We start from the raw sequence: 23625 nt of genomic DNA on the forward strand, positions 1-23625 counted from the left end.
AAGTTTTTTTTACGATACTAGTTTCTATGAAATTCTTCCAAAAAGAAATCCAATTAACTCCTCAAAAAAGAGGGTTTCATTTAATTACGAATCAGGTTATTGCTAGTATTCCTGAAATTGAGCAAATAAAAATAGGTCAATTACAGGTGTTTATCAAACATACTTCGGCAAGTTTAACTATAAATGAAAATGCTGATCCAACTGTAAGACAGGATTTTGAGAGTCATATGAATGTATTGGTTCCAGAAAATGCACCTTATTATATACATACCTATGAAGGTCCAGATGATATGCCAGCACATATAAAGTCTTCTTTAATGGGGGCTTCTGTGCAAATACCTATTACAAATGGTAAATTAAATTTGGGTATATGGCAGGGCATATATCTTTGTGAACATCGCGATTATGGGGGCAGTAGGAAGATTGTACTAACAGTGTTCGGGATGTAAAAAAACCTCAAAATTTGGATGTCTCCTTAAATTTTGAGGTTTTATTTTATCAGTATTTACCTATTAGAACCAATTGGCCCAAGGAATACGGGATAACATGATAACCCAAGCTAAAGTATAGAAAATAGCTAGCATCTTAAATTTTGGAGTAGATGTTAGTTTTTTCTTGTGTTTTGAATACCCCATAGTGATAAAAACGACCATTAGGATCATCATCATAGGGTGTTCTACATTATATAAACGCAAGGTAGCATCTCCCATAATCTCTCCCATTTTATGGCTTCCAGAAAACCAAACTACTAGGGGAGATACAAAGAAAATGACAATACCAATTAGAAGTTGAATATGAGTAACTATAAGTGCAAATAGTGATACTCTAAAATCTTTTGGTGCGTATTCTCTTTTACTAAAAAAACCAATAAGTGAATTAATAGTTGCAAGGGTAACAATGAGGACAACAAGATAGGCCCAATAAGAGTGAACGATTTGTATTGCTTCGTACATAATTATGTATTTGATATTTTCAACGTAAATATAATCAATAAAAAAACCTCACTCGAATAAACGAATGAGGTTTTTAAAATATAGTATTTTAGAAATATTTTTAGTTAAATAAATATCTCAGCCCTATTTGCATCTGCCATCTAGAAGAGTTTAGTCTTCCTGTATCAACAATTTGCTCAATACCATCGTTAAACCTGTTGGCTTCAAAAGTATACTCAGGATCAGGACCACCTTCTACCACATTAATTAAACTAACAGAACCGGGAATAAATTTACGTTTACCCCAATCTTTATTTAGTAGATTAGTAAAATTATTGATATCAGCTGTAGCTTGAAGAGTGTGTTTTTTGTTTCCAAAGTTGATTGAAAAGTCTTGTACAAAACGTAGATCAAGAACATGACTCCATGGACCTTGATCACCGTTTCTTTCTGCATATTCACCTCTTCTTGATCTTAGATAACTATTGCCTTCAATAAAACGATTTAGATCTTCCCACTGTTGTTCTGGTGTTGCAACAACTTCGTTTGCGTCGTTTAAGATAGGAACCAAGTTGATATCATCTGGACCTGCAGGAATAAATATTAAGGCATTATCGGTTCTGTTATCTCCAAGTAATGCACCTCTATAGATAAAGGAATAGGGTTGACTTTGAGATCCTTCATAAAATAAACCGATAGTCGTTTTTAAGTTGTCATTCCATTTGTGTTCATAAGATACGTTTGCCGTGATTCTTTGACCTTGAGCAAAATCAGATCTACTTAACTCAGGCGCATTTTTACCACTAACAGTTTCTATACCTCTCCATTGAGAAATATTTCTAGAAGAGGTTCCGTCGAAAAGAGATTTAGAATCACCATATGAATATGATACTTGTCCTTGAAAACCTTTTTGGAATGTTTTTCTTAAGGTAAAAGTAGCATTCCAGGAGTTACCCTCTCCAGTATTTGATGCTAGAATTATATCCCCATAGGTATTATCAATTGCATCATCGTTATAAAAAGGTCTATTGTCTGGGCCATTTAATCTGCCTTCGACGCCTTGAATATTTAATTGTTCGTAATTAATGGCATTTATATTATCGTTCCAGATAAAATCTGCACTAGCAACTAAGCCCCAAAATGGTAACTTTTGATCTATGGCAAAATTTGTTTTGAATACCTGAGGTAATTTAAAATCAGGAGTAAATAGGTTAATAGCACCTCCTAAACCACCAGATCCGGGTTGAACATTAACTGGTTGTTCATTTACATTTGGGTTAAATACAACAGGATCTGAAAGTTCAAAACTTCTTGTTTGACCTCCGGTAATTCCGTTGTTGTTATAGGTGGCAGCTGGCCATACTAATGGTAATCTTGATGTAAAAATACCAAATCCTCCACGAATTTGTGTGTTACTTTTTCCGTTTACATTTAAATTAAAACCTACTCTTGGAGAAGCATATATCTGTGCATCAACTGCCTTACCAACTCTAGCACCTTGTAAATCATATCCTGCAGCTTCTAATAATGGAATAGTTCTGTTGTTGAAATCATTATTTATAAGACCATCTTCCCAGTAAGGAATGTCAAAACGAAGTCCAGCTGTAATTTTGAAATTATCTGTAAACTGTACTTCATCCTGTACATAAAAACCTAATTGAAATACATCAAATTCTGCTGCTCCATCAGAGTTGTCACCAACAGTTCCATCTCCTAACAATGAGTATTCTGTTTGATAAAAACTAGGTGGTTGCCCAGTAAGAAAATCTTCGATAGTTAAAAATGTATAATCTCCATGATTAAACGCAAAGAATAGGTTTTTAATTTTAGAATATTCATTATGAGTCCCCAGAGTAATTGTGTGGCGACCTTTGTAAATTTCAAAATTATTTGTGAGTGTAAAAATATCTTGATCTAAAAGGTTGGCTGTTGAGAAAGGTTCGTTACCAAAAATAAGCCCTTGTCTAAAATTTCTACTATCCAATCCATCTGCTATTCGTACTGTTGGGAAAGGATTTCCTGCTGGATCTCTATCGTCTCTTACTCTGGTATATCCAAGAATAAAGTTATTTGAATAGTCTGTACCTATTGAAGAATTAATTTCTAACGCAGAAGAATTAGTGACCGTAACAAATTCTTCAGAACCATTTGAGAAACCTATACCAAAGTTATTAGATGATCTTGCTTCAAGATTATTACCTTTTACATAGCCATGTTTAAAAGATAATTTGTTATTGTCATTGATATTCCAATCTAATTTGAAGGTTAGTTTATCACTCTCTAATGTGGCTGTATTATTTCTAAAATCACCAATGTCATAACCATAAGTAGCCAAAGTTCTAGATCTAAGATCTTCTATTGCGGCAAGGGTATTTGAGTCACCTCTATAATTACTAATATTAAAAGGTTGCGGAACCTCTCTATCTTCTCTTTCGTAATTAATAAAGTAAAATAATTTATCTTTTATAATAGGTCCGCCTACACGTAGACCATAAGTTGTAGCTGTAAATTCTGGGAATTTTTCTTCAGATTCTCCTTCATCTAGTAGGCTAGGTGGTGTTTTTCCTGCCAAATCTTGATTTCTAACAAACCCATAAACAGATCCTTCGATCGTATTTGTTCCGGATCTTGTAACTGCACTAATAGCACCACCAGCAAAACCTGCTATTCTAACATCAAAAGGAGCAATTTGTACTTGAAAAGATTCTATAGCATCTACAGAAAAAGGATTTACTCCAGTTTGTCCTCCATTAGTTCCAGAACCGGCAAGTCCAAAAACATCATTATTAACAGCACCATCAATATAGATAGCATTATATCTGTTATTTTGACCTGCTAACGAAATACTAAAACCATCGTCTCCCTCGCTAACCTGTGCCTGAGGTGTTAATCTTACAAAATCGGCAACAGAACGTGATGTCTGAGGTAGGTTTTGAATATCTCTTTGAGAAATATTCGTTTCTGCTCCAGTTTTGTTAGCATTAAAAACCCCATTGTTTCGTACAGTAATAACTACTTTTTCCAAATCATTTGTAGCTTCAACCATTTGGGTGCTAATACGAAATGATTCACCTAATTGTAATGAAACATTCTCTCTTTTGTATTCATTAAAACCAACATATGATATGGTAATAGTATAGGGGCCTCCAGAACGCATGCCAGAAATTCTATAAAACCCATCAAAGTCGGTAGTAGCACCATATTTTGTTCCAGAAGGTTGATGAATAGCAATAATATTTGCCCCAGGCAGAGGCCCTCCTGTATTGTCTGTGATTTTACCTCCTAAAGAGGCCGTAGTTACTCCTTGTGCAAACGTTTCCCCAACGACTGCTATAAGGATTACAACTAATAAAAATGTAATCTTTTTCATTCTAACTATTTGTGTGTTAATTATCTTACAAAAGAAATAATCTCGTTACTACCTAGGCTTATCTAAAAGTTAAGTAATGGTAAGTATTAGATGAAAAGAAGTGTTAAAATATTAACTGTCAGTTAATTGAAATAGCTCTTTTAGAATGTTTTATAGTGGTAATTAGGGGGTATTAAAAGTGGATTTTTTTTATTTAATGTATTGATTATGTAGGTTTTGTGAATAAAAAAACCCTTATTCGAGAATACGAATAAGGGTTTAATATGATATTTTAAATCAATATTTTTTCTTAGAACTTATAGCTTAAACTAGCGTTCCAAGTTCTTCCAATTCCTAAGAAATATCCAAAAGAATTTAATTGACTTATATATGGTGAGTTAAATACGTTTTTAACATTACCTCTAAACGTTAATCTGTCTGCACCAAAATTAAATTTATAAGTTACACCAAGGTCAACAAGATCATATGAAGGTAATCTTGGAGCTTGAAAAACTTCTCCTCTAAATCCAGCTTCTGCTACATCTTCTGGATCTACAAAACCATATAAATCTGTATAAACATTATAATCTGCATCTACAGATAGGTTATCCAAAATGTCAAAATATCCACCTACACCAAAAGATGTTTGTGCCGCATTACCAACCTTAGTTCCTGTAAGATCAATGTTTCCAGTCTCTATAATGGTTGCTGTTTGATTGTTTGCTAACGTAAATGGCGATTCTCCGTCGAATTTCCAATTACCCATAGAACCATATCCTCTTAGTCTCCATCTTCCTCCGTTTGGTCTGTATTCAAAGTCAAACTCAAATCCTTGGTGAATTTGCCCAACAGATGTTAATCTGTATGTAGTAAAATCTCCACTTGGTTGCAATTCTGGTCCAGCTACAGATAAGAAACGATTAGCCCATTCTGTTCTGTAAACATCTACGTTTAATTTAAAGTTTTGACCTTTAAAACGGTAACCTGCTTCTAAACCAGTAATTTCTTCGTTATCAACTTCTGGATCTACTAAGTCATTAGAGTTTCTGATGTCTGCAAATACATTATCTAAGAAAGGTTGGCGTGAGAAAAATCCAGCATTCGCAAAAATTGAATGCTGCTCAGTAAAGTTATAAGATGCTCCAGCTTTAAGATTATATCCTATTTTGTTTAATTTTTCAGATTTACCAAGACCGTTACCTGTTCCTGTAAAACGCCCTTCTCTTTGGTAGGATTGCGTTGATAATGCAGCTTGTGCAAAAACAGCAAATTTATCTGTTGAGTATTCAGCTTGACCAAAACCTCCTAAATAATTAATGTCCTCAGAATAGTCAAATTGTGTACGATTAGCTTCGTCTGCAAAGTTAAATAAAGCGGACCAAGGGTTAGCTTCAAATTCTTCGGTGAAGGTATAATCACTAGGTCTATTTGCGTTATTAAAATTATCGGTAAATCCGTTAAGACCTAGTAAATCATTTACTTGTCTAAAGTGATCTCCATGATACAATCTAGCATCAAATCCAACATTAAAAGCCCAATTTTCTTCTAATTCAATATTTAAATTAGAAAGTAATCCATACCAGTTATGATTGTTTACAGAAGATCTTCTGATGTATGATGATCCAAAGTTTCCAAATCCATTAGCATCTGCAGTAGCAATGTTATTTTCAACAATTTGATCAAAATCAATATTATTATTATTGTCATTGTTGACTCTAACACGTCCTCTACCTAGGCCTCCGGTTCCACCACCACGTCCCCATGATGCATAAAGTACTGTAGAAAGTTCTAATTGGTCATTAATATCAAAATCCCAGTTTAAGTTAGCTACTGGTTTGTGATAGTAGTTTCTTCTTTCTGTAAAACGCTCTCCATCTAAGAAACCTGAGTTTCTGTTGTGCTTTTCTCCAAATTGGGCAAAAACTTCAAGGTCTTGAGAGAAATTTTGTTCGTGCCACTGGGGTGCACCAGTAATTAATAAGTTAAAAGTATTCTGATCGTTTGGCTTATATCCTACAGAGAATAAATAGTTTTGCCCTGCACCTGCAGTTCCTTCTGAATACTTTCTATGCGCTTGCCAGTGATCTAATAAAACTGAAAAAGCCCATCCACTATCACTTAATCCAGTGTTGTAGTTTATTGTTCCTTTTGCATAACTATCATTACCTGTAAGTAATCTTACATAACCACCTTCACGTTTATCTGTAGACTTAGATACAATATTAATAGTACCTCCAACAGATGAGATTGCTAGTTTAGACGAACCTAAACCACGTTGTACTTGTACAGCATTGGCTACGTCAGACATACCTGCCCAGTTTGACCAAAATACTCTACCATCTTCTGGACTATTAATAGGTTGTCCATTTAATAATACAGCTGTATTAGTGTCATCAAAACCTCTTAAGAAAATCTGGCTATCACCAAAACCTCCTGCTTGATTCGAAACGTAAACCGAAGGAGTGTTTTTAATTGTTTCAGTAAATTCAACATTTCCTGCTGCTTTTAACTGAATGTCCTCTCCTGTAATTGTTGCTACAGCAATTGGAGTTTTTCTGTCTTCTGCCAAATCGACAACTCCAGAACCTACAATCACGATTTCTTCTAGACTATTTCCTAAGCTTAAGCTTACTGTACCTAGATCTTGATCACCATTTGTAACATCATAAGGAATGTTTTGTGTTTGAAATCCAACATAAGAAATATTGATAATTCCTGTTGGCTTTGTTACTTTAATAGAAAACTTTCCATCAAAATCTGTAGTTGTTCCGTTGTTAGTTCTTGATTCAATTACGTTTGCTCCTGGTAATGGAGCATTTGATTCTGCATCAAATATTGTTCCCGTTACTACTCCTTGAGCAAATGTTTCCCCGACAGTTGCTAGTAGGATTACAACTAATAAAAATGTAATCTTTTTCATATAAAAAATTGAGTTAATTAATCGCCGCAAAAGAACGAATCTTTATGCAAACCAAGTTTAAGATAATGTTAAGTATTTTAACAAATTGTATACAGGATTAAGGTAGTAATATTATGTAAGTATACTGTTTGTCAATACATTGAAGATATTAACAACTTGTTAACCGAAAAAATGTTGATAACATAGTAGTTTTTTTCTGCAACTTTTGCGTAAAATTATCGTTAACTCGTTCAAAAAAACACACCTCGATCTAAAAATTAAATATGATCGAGGTGTTTTTAGTACTATTAACTCTATGTTTTATACGACCTAAGGATTTAAAAAGACAATAGGAGTAGTAGTTAATTTAAATATTGTTTTAGTAGTGTTTTTGTTGAAGAGTCATGTTCAGAAATAGTAGTATCGTTAATTTCGTTTAGGATTTTTGTTGCTAATTGTTTACCTAATTCTACTCCCCATTGATCATAACTAAAGATATTCCAAACAACACCTTGAACAAATATTCGTTGTTCATACATCGATACCAACGCTCCTAAATTTTTTGGAGTTAATTTTTCTATCAATACGGTAGTGGTCGGCTTATTACCTTCAAAGATTTTAAAAGGTACTAATTGCTTCAGCTTTTGGGCAGATAGATTTTTGGATTTTAGTTCTTCTTGAACTTCAGCTTCGGTTTTCCCATTCATTAAGGCTTCTGTCTGTGCAAAGAAATTGGCCATTAATTTATCTTGATGATCTTGATCATTAAATAAAGATTTTTTAAAACCTATAAATTCTGCCGGAATAATTTTTGTTCCTTGATGAATTAGCTGAAAAAAAGCGTGTTGTGCATTTGTCCCAGGTTCTCCCCAAATTATTGTTCCTGTTTGATAGTTGATTTTATTTCCAGATCGATCAACACTTTTTCCATTACTTTCCATAATACCTTGTTGCAAATATGCAGGTAATCTATGAAGATATTGAGAATATGGAATAATAGCTTCGCTTTCAGCTTTAAAAAAATTATTATACCAGATGCTTAGCATACCTAATAGTACAGGTATGTTGTCTTCAAAAGGAGCTGTTTTGAAATGTTCGTCCATTTCATGTGCTCCTTCTAAAAGGGCTTCAAAATTTTCATAGCCTACAGATAAACTTATTGATAGTCCAACAGCGCTCCATAATGAAAATCTACCGCCAACCCAATCCCATAACGGGAATATGTTTTCTTCTTCAATTCCAAATGCGGTAACGTTTGGGATATTGCTAGAAACAGCAACAAAATGTTTACCTACCTCGGTTTTTGGGGCTTTATCTGTAAACCAGTTTCTGGCTGTAGTTGCATTAGACAGTGTTTCTTGAGTTGAAAAAGTCTTTGAAACAACTACAAAAAGAGTGGTCTCAGGATCTAAGTTTTTAAGATTTTGATGTACATGATCACCGTCGACATTAGAAATAAAATGTAGTTTCAAGTGATTTTTATAAAACTCTAAAGACTCTGTAATCATTGCAGGGCCAAGATCAGAGCCTCCTATTCCGATATTTACAATATCTGTAAACGCTTTTCCTGTATAACCTGTTAAGGATCCAGATATCACTTGGTCTGTAAATTGTTTAATTTTTTCTTTTACGGCAGTGACTTCGGGTACTACATTTTTATCTGCTACGAGTATATTTTTGTTTGAAGGAGCTCTTAACGCTGTATGTAATACAGCTCTTTCTTCTGTCTCATTAATACTGCTTCCTGAAAAATAATGTTGTATTGCATCTTCTAGTTTCACTTCTTTAGCAAGATCTAGAAGCAAAGTTTTAGTCGTTTGATCAATTCTATTTTTAGAATAATCTATGTAAAAATCATTCCATACCGTAGAAAATGTTTGAGCACGATCTGGATTTTGTTTAAAAAGATCTTTGAGATGTACATTTTTTATATTCTCGTAATGTGATATAAGTGCTTCCCAGGCTTTTGTGGTGGTGGGATTAATAGTTGGTAATGCCATTTTATAAAATTTCTTGTGGTTTGAATTGAATGCTGTCTAATTCAGCTTTTATGGGTTCTATATGGTTAAAAAACTTTGGTCTTAGACTATCAGATAGTGGTTTTGATGCCGGAAGATCTTGTTTAAAAGGGTCTACTTCTTTTCCATTTTTCCAAAACCTATAACATACATGAGGTCCTCCGGTATTACCAGTCATACCTATATATCCTATAACATCACCTTGTCTTACAAATTCTCCAACTTTAACTGCTTGTCTGCTCATATGCAGATATTGCGTGTCATAAGTGGCATTATGTCTTATTTTAACATATTTACCATTACCGCCTCTACGTTCAGATTTTGTGACAATACCATCTGCAGTTGCTAGTATTGGTGTTCCGATAGGTGCTGCAAAATCGGTTCCTCTATGTGGTCTTACTTTGTTTCCGTAGTATTTAATTCTACGTCTGAGGTTATATCTAGAAGAAATTCTACTAAACTTTACTGGTGCTGTAAGAAAGGCTCTTCTTAAATTATTAGCCTCTTCATCAAAATAATCAATAGCTCCATTTATAGAATCCTCTTCAAATCTAAAAGCATAAATTGGTTTTCCGATATGTTCGAAGTAGGCAGCTTTAATTTTATCAACACCAGCAGGAATTGTATCGTCGATAAATTTTTCGGTATACTTTACTTTAAATCGATCACCAGCTTGCAGTCTTGTAAAATCTATTGTCCAGGCATAAATATCAGCCATGTCATATGCTACCAAAAAGTTTAAATCCAAATCATCAAATGTTTGCATTAAACTACTATTTATAGTGCCTGAAGCTGTTTTTTCTACAAGTTTTACGGGTTTCTTTCTTTTTTTAGCCATAATGCTATCTCTAAAATCGATAACAGTATAGTCTATCTTATTATTTTGGTAAACAAAGACTTGGGCTTTTTGTGTTGTGTCTTTTGAAGTAAGGAGCATATATGGTTTTCCGGCCATAATTCTAGCAACATTAAAAGTATCTTTAATCTTGTTGCTAATTTCAAATACTCTTGATCTGGTGATACCATGTGCGTCCATTATAGCACCAAAGCTATCTCCGGGACGTACTGTGTCTTTAATAACATTAAAGTTATCTAGAACATAACCATATTTGGTAATAACAGGAGGTTCTTTTTTTTCTTCAATTACCTCTGGTGTTATAATCTTTGCTTCTTTCTTTTCTTTTTTGCATGAAAACAATACTACTATAAATAGTAGTGCATAACCTATTTGTTTCAACTGACGACTATTTTATTTTACGGTATTAAATTGATGAGCAACCCATTGTTGACCCCAGTTTTCTTTTTCTTCCTCGCTCCAAAGATCAGGAAAAAACATAATTCTTTGAAAACTAGGAGGTAAGAATTTTTTCCAATTAGTTCCTCCGGTAGCCAAAACCTCCCCTTTCTCTTTATTAAGATATCTGAAGGCTGCTCCCATGTGCATTAATAACCAGTTAATATTGACATTAGTGTCAAAAGTACGTAATGCTTCGATAAGGTGCACGTTATTTTGCTCTTTTTCTGGTAGTTCAAGATATTTGTGAAAAATAGTGCTGTGTTTAACTTGATGTGCAATTCTCATCATTCTAGGGGTGTAACGATACTCGAATTGTTTAAGGGTAAGCGTTTTTTCACCAGTTTCTTTGTCGGTAGCTCCAGATTTCCAGTATAAATGTTCAAATACATCTTCAAGTTTATCTTGTTCAGAAAATTGAGACCGATTTTTAACATTAACGAGATTTACTAACGGAGTAGCATATATTTCTATCAATCTATATTGTACAGATTGAAATCCACTAGCAGGTAATAACGACATTCTATATTTTAAGAATTGATCTCTATCCATTCCTTTGATCATAACATCAAAAGAATTGATTAAAACTCTGAAATAGCGATTTACTCGTTCTAGTTTTGTGGTAAAGAACTGGGCTGTCTGTAGTTTATCATCAATGATTTGTTTTAACTCATGAATAATAAGCTTAAAATAAAGTTCTGTTATTTGATGATAGGTAATAAATATTTCTTCGTCCGGAAAATGAGTTCGCGGAATTTGTAGACTTAGTAAAGTGTCTAAGTGAATATAATCCCAATAGGTTAGATAACGATCATGAAGTAGCCCGTCTAAGTATGAGCCTAAGTCTTGCCCTGAGTTTTTAAACTTTTTTTCTAATTGCTTTATTTTTTCGGCAATTTCTGGTTGTATTGGTTCATTCATTAATTAACAACAATTTTAAATGGATACTTAAGTCCCTTAAATGCATCTAAATCTGCTTTTATAGAGCCAACTAAAATATCAGCCTTAATTCTTACAGGCATGCGATTGTCATCATCACTAACCCAAACTGTCATACTTTCTTCTTCTTTGAAAACTCTATCGGCTTGAACGTAAGGTCTAAACTTTAAACATGCAATTTTACCCATTTTAGTTCTAATAACTTCTCTTCCTAGGAATTTTAACTTAAAACGATAGTTTTCATTATCAAAAAACATATTTACATATTGTTCGTCACCTTTTTTTAACGAAGATGTCTTAATACTATTACGCAAATAATAAAAAGAAGACATCATATCTTGTACGTTGGATTTTATAGGAAAAGTTTTCTTTGTATTATGTTTCTTATTGAAAACCAAAGCCTGACTTTGTTGATGATCAAAGTTTATTTCAATATCCTTGGTATGTCCTCCTTCGTTTATTTTTCGGATAAAGCGATACGGCTTAACTTCGTCTTTATCTATATAAGTTTCATAATAATCTTCAACTTTAAAAAATACACTTAGTAGACCAGTAGATTTACCGGCTCCAACTATATGGTGAACAGGTGTGTTATTAATCATGTCGTCCTTAACCTCTAATGTGGCATAACTTGCTGTAAAAACACCGTAATGAATTCTAAACCTAAACCATTCACCAGAATCAAAAGCTTTATGATTTTCTTGGGCAAAAGAAGGAAAAGTGCTCAATATTATAAGTAAAAGTAGGATAGGCTTTTTCATAATTTAGGGTATTGTTATTAATTGATATACATATACTTGTTTTGTGTATTTACAATATCCATTCCAAAAGTACTATATAATATAAAGAGATAAAAATGAATACTGTTATCAAATATAAAAATGTAAAAAAAAAGAGAGCCACCACAGCTCTCTTTTTTACTTTTATTAACCAACTAAAAACTTAAATTATGAGAATAATTATTGTTTTAGATATAGATAGTAACCACTCCATCTATATTTTGCAAATATCGAATTTTTTTGCATAATTATCAATCGAAAACGTTTTTTTATTATGAGATTTAACAAAAACTTATATGAAAACTCATAATAGTTCAATTTTTTCAAGATATTAACAAGGTTGGCTCCAGATCATTAAAGCTGATTATTTTCTTTTTTTTATAATGTACCTCTTTGTTGTTGCTCACGTTCAATTGCTTCAAATAATGCTTTAAAATTACCTTTACCGAAAGACTGAGCTCCTTTACGTTGAATGATTTCAAAAAACATTGTTGGACGATCTAGCACAGGTTTTGTGAAAATTTGTAAAAGATATCCTTCATCATCCCTATCGATTAAAATTCCTAATTCTTTAAGAGGAGCAAGGTCTTCATCAATTTCTCCTACCCTGTCAAGTACTGTTTCATAATAACTAGCAGGTACAGTAAGAAATTCTACACCTCTATCTTGAAGTGCCGAAACAGTTTCGATAATATTATCTGTAGCTAGTGCCATATGTTGTACACCTGCACCGTTGTAAAAGTCAATATATTCTTCGATTTGAGATTTTTTTCTTCCCTCTGCTGGCTCATTTATTGGAAATTTAATCCGCCCATTTCCATTACTCATTACTTTACTCATTAGTGCAGTATATTCTGTAGATATGTCCTTATCATCAAAAGAAACTAATTGTGCAAAGCCCATTACTTTAGCATAAAATTCGCACCATTTGTTCATTTCATTCCATCCTACGTTACCAACCATATGATCAATAAATTTTAAACCAGTTGGCTCTGTTTTATAGGATTTATTCCATGGCATATAACCAGGTAAGAACGTCCCTTTATAGTTTTTTCGTTCTACAAAAATGTGTACAGTTTCGCCATAAGTGTGTATTCCTGAAAACACAACACTACCATTTTCATCTTTTTGAGTTGTAGGTTTTAAATAAGATTCGGCACCACGTTTTACAGTTTCTTCATAGCTTTTGGTGGCATCATCTACCCATAGTGCTACAACTTTCACACCATCTCCATGCGCATTAATGTGTTTATTAATATCTCCGTCTGGTTGAAGAGGAGAGGTGAGCACAAGTCGTATTTTATCTTGCTGTAAAACATAAGATACGCTATCCTTGCGACCTGTCTCTAATCCTGCATAAGCTACAGGTTCAAAACCCCATGCGGTTTGGTAGTAATATGCGGCTTGTTTGGCATTACCAACATAAAGTTCTACATAATCGGTTCCTAAAAGTGGTAAAAAATCTTCTGCTTGAGGAACTACTTTTTCTAAATCTTGAGGAGTTATATTTGTTGACATGATATTTTTAATTAGATTATTAATTAATTTAAAATTAGATACTGAAATTTTACACTGTCTCTAAAATTGTACAGATATTGTCAATCTAACTTACCACATTGCTCTAAGATGAGCAGTAATATCTTTTCTGTAATTCAACATTTTGTTATGATATTGATTCAATAATTTGCTTAAAATTGTTCTGATATCTTATTCTAACCAAGATTTGTAATAGTCCTCATCGGCAATTTGCATAGCTTCTTCTGTAACCATAAGGGGTTTAAAAGTGTCAACCATTACTGCTAATTCATCGGTTTTTGTTTTACCAATGCTTCTCTCGACCGCACCTGGGTGAGGACCGTGAGGTATACCAGCAGGATGTAGGGATATATGACCTGCATCTACATCATTTCTACTCATAAAATCTCCGTCTACATAATATAAAACTTCATCACTATCGATATTACTATGATTGTAAGGAGCAGGGATGCTATCAGGGTGATAGTCGTATAACCTAGGAACAAAAGAACAGACTACAAAGGCATCAGTTTCAAAAGTTTGATGCACAGGTGGCGGTTGATGTATTCGTCCTGTAATAGGTTCAAAATCGTGAATAGAAAAGGCATACGGAAAATTAAATCCATCATAACCAATCACATCAAAAGGATGTGTTGCATAAATCATGTCAAAAATTTCATCTTGTTTTTTAACTTTGATTAAGAATTCTCCTTTTTCATCATTTGTTTCTAATTCATAAGGGGCTCTAAGATCTCGTTCGCAATAGGGAGAGTGTTCTAATAATTGCCCAAACCAATTACGATACCTTTTTGGGGTATAAATAGGTCTTCTGGATTCTACAATAAATAGGCGGTTATCACTAGTGTCAAAGTCTAATTTATATATTGTGCCTCTAGGAACGACAATATAATCCCCGTATTTAAAATCTAGATTACCTAGATGACTTCTAAATTTTCCTGAACCACGATGTATAAATAGTAGTTCGTCTGAGTCAGTATTTTTATAGAAATAATCTGTAGCAAGGTTTTGAGGAGCAGATAAAATAATACTTACATCACTATTAATAAGTACATTTTTCCTACTCTTTAAATAATCTTTTTCGGGATTTACTTTAAAACCATGAAATCGATAAGATTTTATATTATTTTTTATAGCCACTTTTGGAGCTACACTGTAACTTCCTTTTATTTCTTTTACTTGCGTTGGTCTATGACAATGGTATGAATTTGTAGACATTCCGTCAAAACCAATGGTGCCAAACAGTTGCTCGTAATATAGATTACCATCTGGTTTTTTAAAGATGGTATGGCGTTTGGGAGGTATGCTCCCTAAAGTATGATAAAAAGGCATTGTAACTTAAGTTTTAAGGATTAACTATTTTTTAAAAAAGCAAATAGTAAACCTGCCTTATTCCGGATTACGCTTAATAAGGTAGTGTAATAGTAGTAATAAATCCTGCCAAAACAAGTTCATAATAGTACAAATATCGGAAATATTTCTATTCTTTTAAGTTTCAAATTACTTAAAACCAAAAACCAACACTAAAGAACCATTGACTTTCATTTAATTCTGGAGAGTAGGTGTATTTTATTTGTACCGGACCTCCGAATGTTTCTAATCCGTAACCTAAGGCATATCCACTAAACTCGGGGTCTTCAAACCATCTTCCTGTACTAAACAGTTTATTACCAACATTAGCAAAGTTGGCTGTTGCGTTGATATGATTTTTTTTAATAAACTCATAGTCAAGGGCAACAAGTGCTTTTGCAAAACTTTGTCCGGTAATACCTAGAAAATCATATCCATAAAAAGGCACAAAATTATTAATTGTTTTAGCTCCAAAACCACCAAGTAGAAAACCTAAAGAGTTGATGGCATTGTTTCCTATTTTGGTACCGGCTTCTGCACTCATATTAAGAGACAACTTGCTTGATAAAGATGTGGCATAACCAAGTTGCGCTTTGGCAATAGAAAACTCATCGAAGCTATTTGTGAAATCAGACGATAAAAGATAAGAATGAACATCTCCTTCAAAAAACACACCTCGTTTGGGAAAATATTTATTGTCGTAGGTGTCAAATTTAATATAACCAAAAGCACTCCAGTAATCACTATCATCAAATACGGTTCTCGGGATTTGATCTTGATCTTCCCCAAAGGTTTCAGAAATGATTTGTAAGCGTTTATATTCTGCACCCAAACCAACCGAAAATGTCTGTTTTAATAATGTTTCTGCATATACTTGTACATTAAAATCAGTATAATTTATATCAATAGTATTAATGTCTAAAGTGGGAATTTCTCCAAATTGTCCAATAAAATCAAAGTCAAATGCTTTTTTAAAATTAGTATATCGATACTTTAATCCAGTGCTCCAATAGAATCCTTTATCGATATAATAATCTAGGTTGTAGCGAATGTTGTCACCTAAAATCACATCTAAGGATAGTACATCATTGTTTACTAGCAGGCTTTTTTTTGTTACATTTACTAGTGCTGCAGTTTGATACAAATCGTCATAATGTAATCCAAAACGCAAAAGCATTTTGTTTTGACTTTCTTTGACGTTAACAACTAATTCTTTGCCTTCTTCGGTATCTACTAACTTGTGACTAACCCGATCAAAATTTCCTGTTGCTGACAGGTTGTTTATACCTTCATTTAACTTTTGATAAGTAGTAACACTCGGTGTTTTGAGTTTCAATTTTCCTTTAATATAGGCTCGGGTATATCTTTTATGTCCAGAGATTTTTAAACTATTGATCACTAGATTTTCTAAATTTTTTGGAACTTTGGCTATAGGCTCAGATGGTTGCTGTCTGCTGGCTATATCCTTAAGTTTGTCAAAATTAGATTTTGCCGCTTTTTCTCCGTTGGCTATTATTTCATCGGCTTTATCAAATGAAACTACAGAAAAATCCATTATAGATGGTTTTAAATAAAGATCGGTCTGCGAAACTTTATCTTTCATGGCTTTATAGGTGCGAAAATTGCTTATTTGTAACATGATATTCGTTACAGAATTAAGTTGTTCACTAGGCAATAAACTATCTTGTACGTCAACGCCAATTACAATTTCTGCTCCTTTCTGTTTAATTTCTTTCACAGGATAATTGTTTGTTACCCCACCATCGGTCATTAAAATTCCGTTTAACTCAATTGGACTAAAAATAGAAGGAAGTGCACCACTAGCAGCAACAGCTTCTGGTAAATATCCTTTATCTAGAAGTACTTCTTCACCAGTTTCTATATTAGTAGACATACAGAAAAAAGGTATTGGTAATTCATTAAAGTCATAAATATCGTTTACATGAGCTGTATATCTTGAGAGTTGATTGTAAAAATTTTGCCCTTTTGAAAGTCCCTTTGGTAGTCCTACCTTAAAATTGTCGAAAGGCAAAGTAATTGCATATTTCTGGGCGTCTTCTTTTTCATAGAATGTCTTAGCTTCTCTAGGAAGTTGATCTTGAAGCAAGGCTTCAAAATTGACTGCTCTAAAAATTGAATCAAGTTGTTTTGCTCGATAGCCCGAAGCATATAAGGCTCCTACTATAGCCCCCATACTAGTACCTCCTATATAATCTATACGAACTCCTGCTTCTTCAATGATTTTTAAAACGCCAATATGTGCTAACCCTTTTGCGCCGCCACCGCTAAGCACTAAACCAACTTTTAGGTCTTCGGGTTGATCAACATTAAGTGTGTCGATATTTTCTTTGACTTGAGACCAGTGTATTTGCGAAAAGAACATTGCAGATAGTAACAATACCCTAGTTAATATATTTCTTAAGATATATTTTTCGTTCACAATTACTCTTTTTTAGAAAGGTAGTAATTAAATACTTTAGTTGCTCTAGCGTTTCCAATAACCTGAGATAGTTCTTCTTTGGACGCTGTGCTAATTCGTTTTACTGATCTAAAATGTTTTAATAATTCTATTACGGTCTTTTCTCCTACACCCGGAATATCATCCAACTCTGTCTCTAAAGCAGCTTTACTTCTTTTTTGCCTGTGAAAAGTGATTCCGAATCGATGTGCTTCATTACGTAAATGTTGAATAACTTTCAGTGATTCTGATTTTTTGTCTAAGTACAGGGGTATCGAGTCCCCGGGATAGTAAATTTCTTCTAACCTTTTGGCAATTCCGATAATAGTTATTTTACCTCTTAGATTTAAGTCATCAAGTGCTTTTAATCCTGAGGATAATTGTCCTTTACCACCATCAACAATAACCAATTGTGGTAGTGGTTGTTCTTCCTCTAGTAATCGTTTATATCTGCGGTACACAACTTCTTCCATAGAAGCAAAATCATTTGGACCTTCAACAGTCTTAATATTAAATTTCCGGTATTCTTTTTTTGCAGGTTTTCCATTTTTGAACACCACACAAGCGGCTACCGGATTGGTTCCTTGTATATTAGAGTTGTCAAAACATTCTATATGGGTTGGTTCTTCGGGTAGTCTTAAATCTTTTTTCATTTGTGCCATCAATCGTTTTACATGACGATCAGGATCAATGATTTTAATTTGTTTAAAACGTTCTTGTCTAAAGTACTTTGCGTTTCGTAAGGATAAGTCAACAATCTTTTTTTTATCTCCTAATTGAGGAACGGTAATTTTTAAACTGGTACCAATATCCACTTTAAAAGGAACGTATATCTCTTTAGATTCGGATCCAAAACGTTGTCGTAGTTCGATAATAGCTAGTTCTAAAAGTTCCTTATCAGATTCGTCTAATTTCTTTTTAATTTCTGTAGTATGCGATCGTATAATGGCACCATAAGACAGTTGGAAAAAATTAACATACCCATAGGATTCGTCTGAGATGATAGAGAAAACATCGACGTTACTTATATTAGGGTTTACTACAGTAGATTTTGCTTGATATTTTTCAAGAACTTCAACTTTTTCTTTGATTATTTGGGCCTCTTCAAACTCCATTTTTTCTGCATGCTCTGCCATTTGTTTTCTAAACCTATTTAAAGAATCTTTAAAATTTCCTTTTACGATTTGTCTTATGGCGTTTAGATTTTCGTTGTATTCATTTTCATCTTGTAGCCCTTCACAAGGTCCCTTACAGTTTCCTAAATGATATTCTAAACAAAGTTTGTATTTGCCATTATTAATTTTTTCTTGAGATAAATCGTAATTACAAGTTCTAAGCTGATAAAGTCCTTTAATAAGATCAAGTAAAGTGTTAACTGTTTTAAAATTAGTGTAAGGACCGTAATATTCTGATCCATCTTTAATTAAATTTCTTGTAGGAAAGATTCTTGGAAAGCGTTCTTTTTTAATACATATCCAAGGATACGTTTTATCATCCTTAAGCATAACATTAAAACGAGGCTGATGCTTTTTTATAAGATTATTCTCAAGTAATAGTGCGTCTGTTTCTGTTTCTACAACAATATGTTTAATCGAATGAATTTTCTTAACAAGAACCTTAGTCTTGTAATTATCGTGACTTTTAGTAAAATAAGAAGCTACCCGTTTTTTTAAATTTTTAGCTTTACCTATATACAGTAACTTATCATCTTTATCATAGTATTGATATACACCAGGATCGGTAGGTAATGTTTTAAGCTGTATGTCTAAAGAAGTTTCAAGCATATTCCATTGGTAAAGTTAAGGGTTTACAGGGTTGAAGTATAATCCTTAAAGGTTTAATTTTTGTTAAATCATAGTCAAAATTATCATTTTTAATGCGTAAACCCGTTTTAAAAGTAGGTTAATTCCTTAATACAGATTGATTTTTATTACATTAGTAGTCCCAATAGCAATGTTATTTTTTTGAAACGAGAAAAGAAAATAATTGGCCGAACTGATAAAGCGGATTTTCCTCTTTTAGAACTGTTAGCTATCGATACCAAAATCGATACTGGAGCGTATACTTCTTCAATTCATTGTGTTGATATAAAAGAAATTGATCAGACATTACAGTGTAGCTTTCTAGATGCTACGCATCCAGAATATAATGGCAAAAAGTTCACATTTAAAAATTATGACATTACTGCTGTTAAAGGGAGTACTGGAAAAGTTGAAATGTGCTTTGCAATAAAGACCCAAATTAAAATTTTTGATAAAACACACCCCATAATCCTTAACCTATCTCCGCATGAGGATGTGTGTTTTCCTATTCATATCGGAAGAAAGTTTTTAAGCGGAAAGTTTTTAGTTGATCCTCAATTAGAAAACCAGTCTCATAACCAAAAATTGTAATGAATATAAAAATCTTGTCACGAAGCGCAAATTTGTATTCTACAAATGTTCTTGTTCAAGCTGCTGTAAAACGTAAACACAGCGTACAAGTTATAGATCCTTTAAATTGTGACATCGTAATCGAAAGACAAAAACCCGAGATTTATTATCGAGGTAGAAAACTAGATCATGTCGATGCTGTTATCCCGAGAATAGGATCTTCTACTACTTTTTATGGAACAGCAGTTGTACGACAATTCGAGATGATGAATGTGTTTACAACGCTAAAATCTCAAGCGTTATTGCAGTCCAGAGATAAACTAAGAAGTTTGCAGATATTATCAAAGGCAGGATTGGGTTTGCCAAAAACAGTATTCACGAATTATTCTAAAGATGTATCCGAAGTGATTTCTCATGTAGGGGGAGCGCCACTGATAATTAAGTTATTAGAAGGAACACAAGGACTTGGAGTGGTTTTGGCAGAAACGCAAACGGCAGCAGAGTCAGTTTTAGAAGCATTTAATGGATTACAAGCAAGAGTAATAGTACAAGAGTTTATACGTGAAGCTAAAGGAGCAGATATAAGAGCTTTTGTAGTAGATGGAGAGGTTGTTGGTGCAATGAAAAGACAAAGCAAAGAAGGTGAATTTAGATCTAATTTACATAGGGGAGGTACAGCATCATTGATACGTCTAAGTAGACATGAAGAACAAGCGGCAATTATGGCTGCTAAATCATTAAAAATGGGAGTAGCAGGGGTTGATATGTTACAAAGTAAACGGGGACCCTTAATTCTAGAAGTTAATTCTTCGCCAGGATTAGAAGGTATAGAAACTGTTACAGGAAGAGATATTGCTAAAACGATTATTCGTTATATAGAAAGAAGTTTATAAAAGAAAATGACAAAAACGACAAAAGATAATGTGCTTAATATTCTTGGTAATGAAGTTCCTTTAGGAGCCAGTACTACCATAAATTTTAATATAGCAAAACTATATACATCCACTAAAGTAGAGATACCTATAATTATAGAAAGGTCTAAAGAACCAGGGCCAACAGTACTTATTACGGCAGGAATTCATGGAGATGAAATAAATGGAGTAGAAGTCGTACGACAAATAATCGCTAAAAAAATTAATAAACCTAAAAGAGGAAGTATTATTTGTATTCCTGTGCTTAATGTATTTGGGTTTTTAAGTATGAACCGTTTTTTTCCAGATGGTAGAGATCTCAATCGAGTTTTTCCTGGTACAAAAAACGGATCATTGGCAAGTCGCTTTGCATTTCAGTTTATTAATGAAATATTACCATCTGCTGATTTTTGTTTGGACTTTCATACGGGTGGAGCTAGTAGATTTAATGCCGCGCATATAAGAGTAGATCCAAATAATGAAAGGTTAATCGAATTGGCAAAAATATTTAATGCACCTTTTATACTTCTAAGTAAGAATCTGGCAGGTTCTTATCGAGCTACTTGCGCAAAAAAAGGCAAAGATATATTGTTGTTTGAAGGCGGAAAATCACAGAATTGTAGTAAAGAAATAGCAATAGAAGGAGTGCAAGGAACAATGCGTATTCTGCACCATTTGGATATGCTAGACAATACATTTGAAATGCCTACTAAAAAATCAAATAGTATTGTAATTAGAAATAGTAGCTGGCTTAGAGCTAAATATAGCGGATTACTTCATATAAAAATACCTATTAGTAAACATGTTGAAAAAGGCGAGATTCTCGCTACAATAACCGATCCTTATGGTAAAATGAGACATGTTGTTAAAGCTAATACCGAAGGGTATGTTATCAATGCCAACGAGGCGCCAATTGTATATAAAGGAGATGCAATTTTTAGAATTACAAAGGAATTGATACATGAATAAAAAGGATTTACGTAACAAGTATAAGGCGTTGAGATTAGAACTAAATGGAGAAAAAATTGAAGACCTTAGTATAGATGTAGCCAACCGAATGTTACAATTACCTATTTGGGAAAAATCCTATTATCATCTTTTTTTACCAATAGAAAAACAAAAAGAAATTAATACAGAATACCTTCTTCATATCCTTCAGGGAAAAGACAAGAATGTTATTGTATCTAAAAGTAATTTTAAAGATAATACCCTAGAACATATTTTACTTACAGATAACACAGTACTTAAATCAAATGCTTGGGGAATACCAGAACCAGTAGATGGAATCCCAATTCCTGAAGAAAAAATAGAAGTAGTTTTTGTGCCTTTATTGGCTTTTGATAAAAATGGAAATCGTGTAGGCTATGGGAAAGGTTTTTATGATAAGTTTTTAGAAAAATGTAATGCAGATACTTTAAAAATAGGCTTATCTTTTTTTGAATCAGAACAAGAAATTGTCGATGTGTTGCCAACGGATATTAGTCTTGATATTTGTGTTACTCCTCTAAAAACATATTATTTTAAGAATTAATTAACATTTCTTGTATTCGATAATACTTTGTTATATATTCGACATATATAATTACCCCTATAATGTCCCAAAGTTTTCAAAGTGTTTGCATCATAGACGATGACAATATTTATATTAATCTAGTTAGTAAAATAATAGAACTAAGAAGGTTGTCAAAATCGGTTTTAGTTTTTAATAACGGTAAAGAAGCTTTAGACTTCTTTTTAGCTTCTCTACAAAATGGTGGAAAAATACCAGAAGTGATATTTCTTGATATTAACATGCCTATAATGGATGGGTGGGAGTTTTTGAAAGAATTTTCGAAAATTAAAAACCAAGGTTTTTCAAATATCAATCTTTATGTAGTTAGTTCATCGATAGATTCTAGAGATATCGAAAGAGCTAAGGCAATAGATATCGTTTCAGACTATATTGCTAAGCCAATAAAATTGAATGATTTTGAAAGAATACTAATGTAAAAATTAGTGTTTATTATAGCTCTTCTTCCTGTTTTGGAAATGCTTTTTTATAAAATACTATAAGTAAGAATACACCAACACTAATAGCCGAGTCGGCAATATTAAATACTGGGTCAAAGAAAGAAAAATGTTCACCACCCCAGAATGGTATCCAATCAGGTAGAATATCATCATAAAATGTAAATTGAATCATGTCAACTACCTTGCCATAAAATAAGGTTTCATATCCACCATCTGCAGGCAAAAAGCTTGCAATATTTACTCGAGTACTTTCTTCAAAAAGAACCCCGTATAAAACAGAATCAATTATGTTTCCAAAAGCTCCTGCAAAAATTAGGGCAATACAAAATGTAAGTATCTTTGGACTGTTTTTTCGGATAGAATCATAAAGCCAGTATCCGATACCTGAAATAGCCACTAATCTAAATAATGTAAGAATAAGTTTTCCATAACTACCAGGAAGTTCTACTCCCCAAGCCATTCCTTTATTTTCTACAAAAACTATTCGAAACCAACTTAGAACTTTTACTTCTTCATGAAGACTAAAATGTGTCTTAATATATACTTTACTAATTTGATCAATAAGCAATACTAAGATTATAACTAAGATTGATTTCTTTAAGGACATATAGATATTGATTTGCTAGGCACTTATGGCAATGGGCAAAAATAGTATTTTATTTTATTTCTATGGTAGATTGAGTTAAAATATGATGATATTGAATAAGATATACTAAAATAGAAAAGAGTTTAGTCACTGCGCTACTACAATGACTAAACTCTAAGTAACATTTAAAATTTA

The 23625-nt window shown here is 33.0% G+C and carries 18 protein-coding genes; 6 read left to right on the forward strand and 12 right to left on the reverse strand.

Annotated elements, in window-relative coordinates; all coding sequences use genetic code 11:
* Nucleotides 1-26 precede the first annotated feature (26 nt).
* Nucleotides 27-449, forward strand: coding sequence for a secondary thiamine-phosphate synthase enzyme YjbQ (locus tag AWE51_RS16660; protein ID WP_066315593.1), 423 nt, complete (start codon nt 27-29; stop codon nt 447-449).
* 63 nt (nt 450-512) lie between these two features.
* Here AWE51_RS16660 and AWE51_RS16665 read toward each other — a convergent pair whose 3' ends face one another.
* The 11 genes from AWE51_RS16665 to uvrC all read right to left on the reverse strand — a co-directional run bounded on the left by AWE51_RS16665 (nt 513) and on the right by uvrC (nt 19335).
* Complete coding sequence (locus AWE51_RS16665) at nt 513-953, reverse strand: hypothetical protein (RefSeq protein ID WP_066315594.1); 441 nt, start codon at nt 951-953, stop codon at nt 513-515.
* A 100-nt stretch (nt 954-1053) separates the two neighbouring features.
* Nucleotides 1054-4302: a TonB-dependent receptor gene (locus tag AWE51_RS16670; RefSeq protein ID WP_066315596.1), complete on the reverse strand. Its 3249-nt coding sequence runs from the start codon at nt 4300-4302 to the stop codon at nt 1054-1056.
* Nucleotides 4303-4591: 289 nt separating this feature from the next.
* On the reverse strand, nt 4592-7201 hold the full coding sequence (locus tag AWE51_RS16675; protein WP_066315599.1) for a TonB-dependent receptor: 2610 nt from the start codon (nt 7199-7201) through the stop codon (nt 4592-4594).
* 341 nt (nt 7202-7542) lie between these two features.
* On the reverse strand, nt 7543-9180 hold the full coding sequence (gene pgi / locus AWE51_RS16680; protein WP_066315602.1) for a glucose-6-phosphate isomerase: 1638 nt from the start codon (nt 9178-9180) through the stop codon (nt 7543-7545).
* 1 nt (nt 9181) lies between these two features.
* Nucleotides 9182-10435, reverse strand: a complete 1254-nt coding sequence (locus AWE51_RS16685; protein WP_066315604.1) for a peptidoglycan DD-metalloendopeptidase family protein — start codon at nt 10433-10435, stop codon at nt 9182-9184.
* Nucleotides 10436-10447: 12 nt separating this feature from the next.
* Nucleotides 10448-11413 (reverse strand): tryptophan 2,3-dioxygenase family protein, encoded by a 966-nt coding sequence (locus tag AWE51_RS16690; RefSeq protein ID WP_066315607.1) that lies wholly within the window; start codon nt 11411-11413, stop codon nt 10448-10450.
* Nucleotides 11413-12192, reverse strand: coding sequence for a DUF3108 domain-containing protein (locus tag AWE51_RS16695; RefSeq protein ID WP_066315610.1), 780 nt, complete (start codon nt 12190-12192; stop codon nt 11413-11415). Before AWE51_RS16695 ends, AWE51_RS16690 begins: the two co-directional genes overlap by 1 nt.
* Before the next feature lie 396 nt (nt 12193-12588).
* Nucleotides 12589-13728: a 4-hydroxyphenylpyruvate dioxygenase gene (hppD, locus tag AWE51_RS16700; RefSeq protein WP_066315612.1), complete on the reverse strand. Its 1140-nt coding sequence runs from the start codon at nt 13726-13728 to the stop codon at nt 12589-12591.
* 189 nt (nt 13729-13917) lie between these two features.
* A complete protein-coding gene (locus AWE51_RS16705) occupies nt 13918-15075 on the reverse strand; it encodes a homogentisate 1,2-dioxygenase (RefSeq protein ID WP_066315616.1) in 1158 nt (385 codons plus the stop codon).
* Nucleotides 15076-15247: 172 nt separating this feature from the next.
* Entirely contained in the window at nt 15248-17533 is a 2286-nt protein-coding gene (locus AWE51_RS16710) for a patatin-like phospholipase family protein (RefSeq protein ID WP_232517400.1), read from the reverse strand.
* Between the two features lie 2 nt (nt 17534-17535).
* Nucleotides 17536-19335: an excinuclease ABC subunit UvrC gene (gene uvrC / locus AWE51_RS16715; protein WP_066315619.1), complete on the reverse strand. Its 1800-nt coding sequence runs from the start codon at nt 19333-19335 to the stop codon at nt 17536-17538.
* A gap of 180 nt (nt 19336-19515) precedes the next feature.
* On the opposite strand from uvrC, the gene AWE51_RS16720 reads away from it, so the two are divergent.
* The 5 genes from AWE51_RS16720 (at nt 19516) to AWE51_RS16740 (ending at nt 22823) form a co-directional block, all read left to right on the forward strand.
* Nucleotides 19516-19944, forward strand: a complete 429-nt coding sequence (locus AWE51_RS16720; RefSeq protein ID WP_066315622.1) for an ATP-dependent zinc protease family protein — start codon at nt 19516-19518, stop codon at nt 19942-19944.
* The gene (gene rimK / locus AWE51_RS16725) at nt 19944-20816 is read left to right on the forward strand and encodes a 30S ribosomal protein S6--L-glutamate ligase (protein WP_066315624.1); all 873 of its coding nucleotides are present in this window, start codon (nt 19944-19946) and stop codon (nt 20814-20816) included. Before AWE51_RS16720 ends, rimK begins: the two co-directional genes overlap by 1 nt.
* A gap of 6 nt (nt 20817-20822) precedes the next feature.
* Nucleotides 20823-21803 (forward strand): succinylglutamate desuccinylase/aspartoacylase family protein, encoded by a 981-nt coding sequence (locus tag AWE51_RS16730; RefSeq protein WP_066315626.1) that lies wholly within the window; start codon nt 20823-20825, stop codon nt 21801-21803.
* Nucleotides 21796-22365 carry a 5-formyltetrahydrofolate cyclo-ligase gene (locus AWE51_RS16735; RefSeq protein ID WP_066315629.1) on the forward strand — a complete coding sequence of 190 codons (570 nt, stop codon included), beginning with the start codon at nt 21796-21798 and terminating at the stop codon, nt 22363-22365. Before AWE51_RS16730 ends, AWE51_RS16735 begins: the two co-directional genes overlap by 8 nt.
* A 62-nt stretch (nt 22366-22427) precedes the next feature.
* Nucleotides 22428-22823 carry a response regulator gene (locus tag AWE51_RS16740; protein WP_066315630.1) on the forward strand — a complete coding sequence of 132 codons (396 nt, stop codon included), beginning with the start codon at nt 22428-22430 and terminating at the stop codon, nt 22821-22823.
* Nucleotides 22824-22836: 13 nt separating this feature from the next.
* On the opposite strand, the gene AWE51_RS16745 is transcribed toward AWE51_RS16740, so the two are convergent.
* Entirely contained in the window at nt 22837-23451 is a 615-nt protein-coding gene (locus AWE51_RS16745; protein WP_066315632.1) for a lipoprotein signal peptidase, read from the reverse strand.
* Nucleotides 23452-23625 lie beyond the last annotated feature (174 nt).

The sequence above is a fragment of the Aquimarina aggregata genome, from assembly GCF_001632745.1.
GTDB classification, from domain to species: domain Bacteria; phylum Bacteroidota; class Bacteroidia; order Flavobacteriales; family Flavobacteriaceae; genus Aquimarina; species Aquimarina aggregata.

Coding starts and splice junctions, on each gene's coding strand:
- AWE51_RS16660 (WP_066315593.1), top strand. CDS start 27: ATGAAATTCTTCCAAAAAGAAATCCAATTAACTCCTCAAAAAAGAGGG.
- AWE51_RS16665 (WP_066315594.1), bottom strand. CDS start 953: ATGTACGAAGCAATACAAATCGTTCACTCTTATTGGGCCTATCTTGTT.
- AWE51_RS16670 (WP_066315596.1), bottom strand. CDS start 4,302: ATGAAAAAGATTACATTTTTATTAGTTGTAATCCTTATAGCAGTCGTT.
- AWE51_RS16675 (WP_066315599.1), bottom strand. CDS start 7,201: ATGAAAAAGATTACATTTTTATTAGTTGTAATCCTACTAGCAACTGTC.
- pgi (WP_066315602.1), bottom strand. CDS start 9,180: ATGGCATTACCAACTATTAATCCCACCACCACAAAAGCCTGGGAAGCA.
- AWE51_RS16690 (WP_066315607.1), bottom strand. CDS start 11,413: ATGAATGAACCAATACAACCAGAAATTGCCGAAAAAATAAAGCAATTA.
- AWE51_RS16695 (WP_066315610.1), bottom strand. CDS start 12,192: ATGAAAAAGCCTATCCTACTTTTACTTATAATATTGAGCACTTTTCCT.
- hppD (WP_066315612.1), bottom strand. CDS start 13,728: ATGTCAACAAATATAACTCCTCAAGATTTAGAAAAAGTAGTTCCTCAA.
- AWE51_RS16705 (WP_066315616.1), bottom strand. CDS start 15,075: ATGCCTTTTTATCATACTTTAGGGAGCATACCTCCCAAACGCCATACC.
- uvrC (WP_066315619.1), bottom strand. CDS start 19,335: ATGCTTGAAACTTCTTTAGACATACAGCTTAAAACATTACCTACCGAT.
- rimK (WP_066315624.1), top strand. CDS start 19,944: ATGAATATAAAAATCTTGTCACGAAGCGCAAATTTGTATTCTACAAAT.
- AWE51_RS16730 (WP_066315626.1), top strand. CDS start 20,823: ATGACAAAAACGACAAAAGATAATGTGCTTAATATTCTTGGTAATGAA.
- AWE51_RS16735 (WP_066315629.1), top strand. CDS start 21,796: ATGAATAAAAAGGATTTACGTAACAAGTATAAGGCGTTGAGATTAGAA.
- AWE51_RS16740 (WP_066315630.1), top strand. CDS start 22,428: ATGTCCCAAAGTTTTCAAAGTGTTTGCATCATAGACGATGACAATATT.
- AWE51_RS16745 (WP_066315632.1), bottom strand. CDS start 23,451: ATGTCCTTAAAGAAATCAATCTTAGTTATAATCTTAGTATTGCTTATT.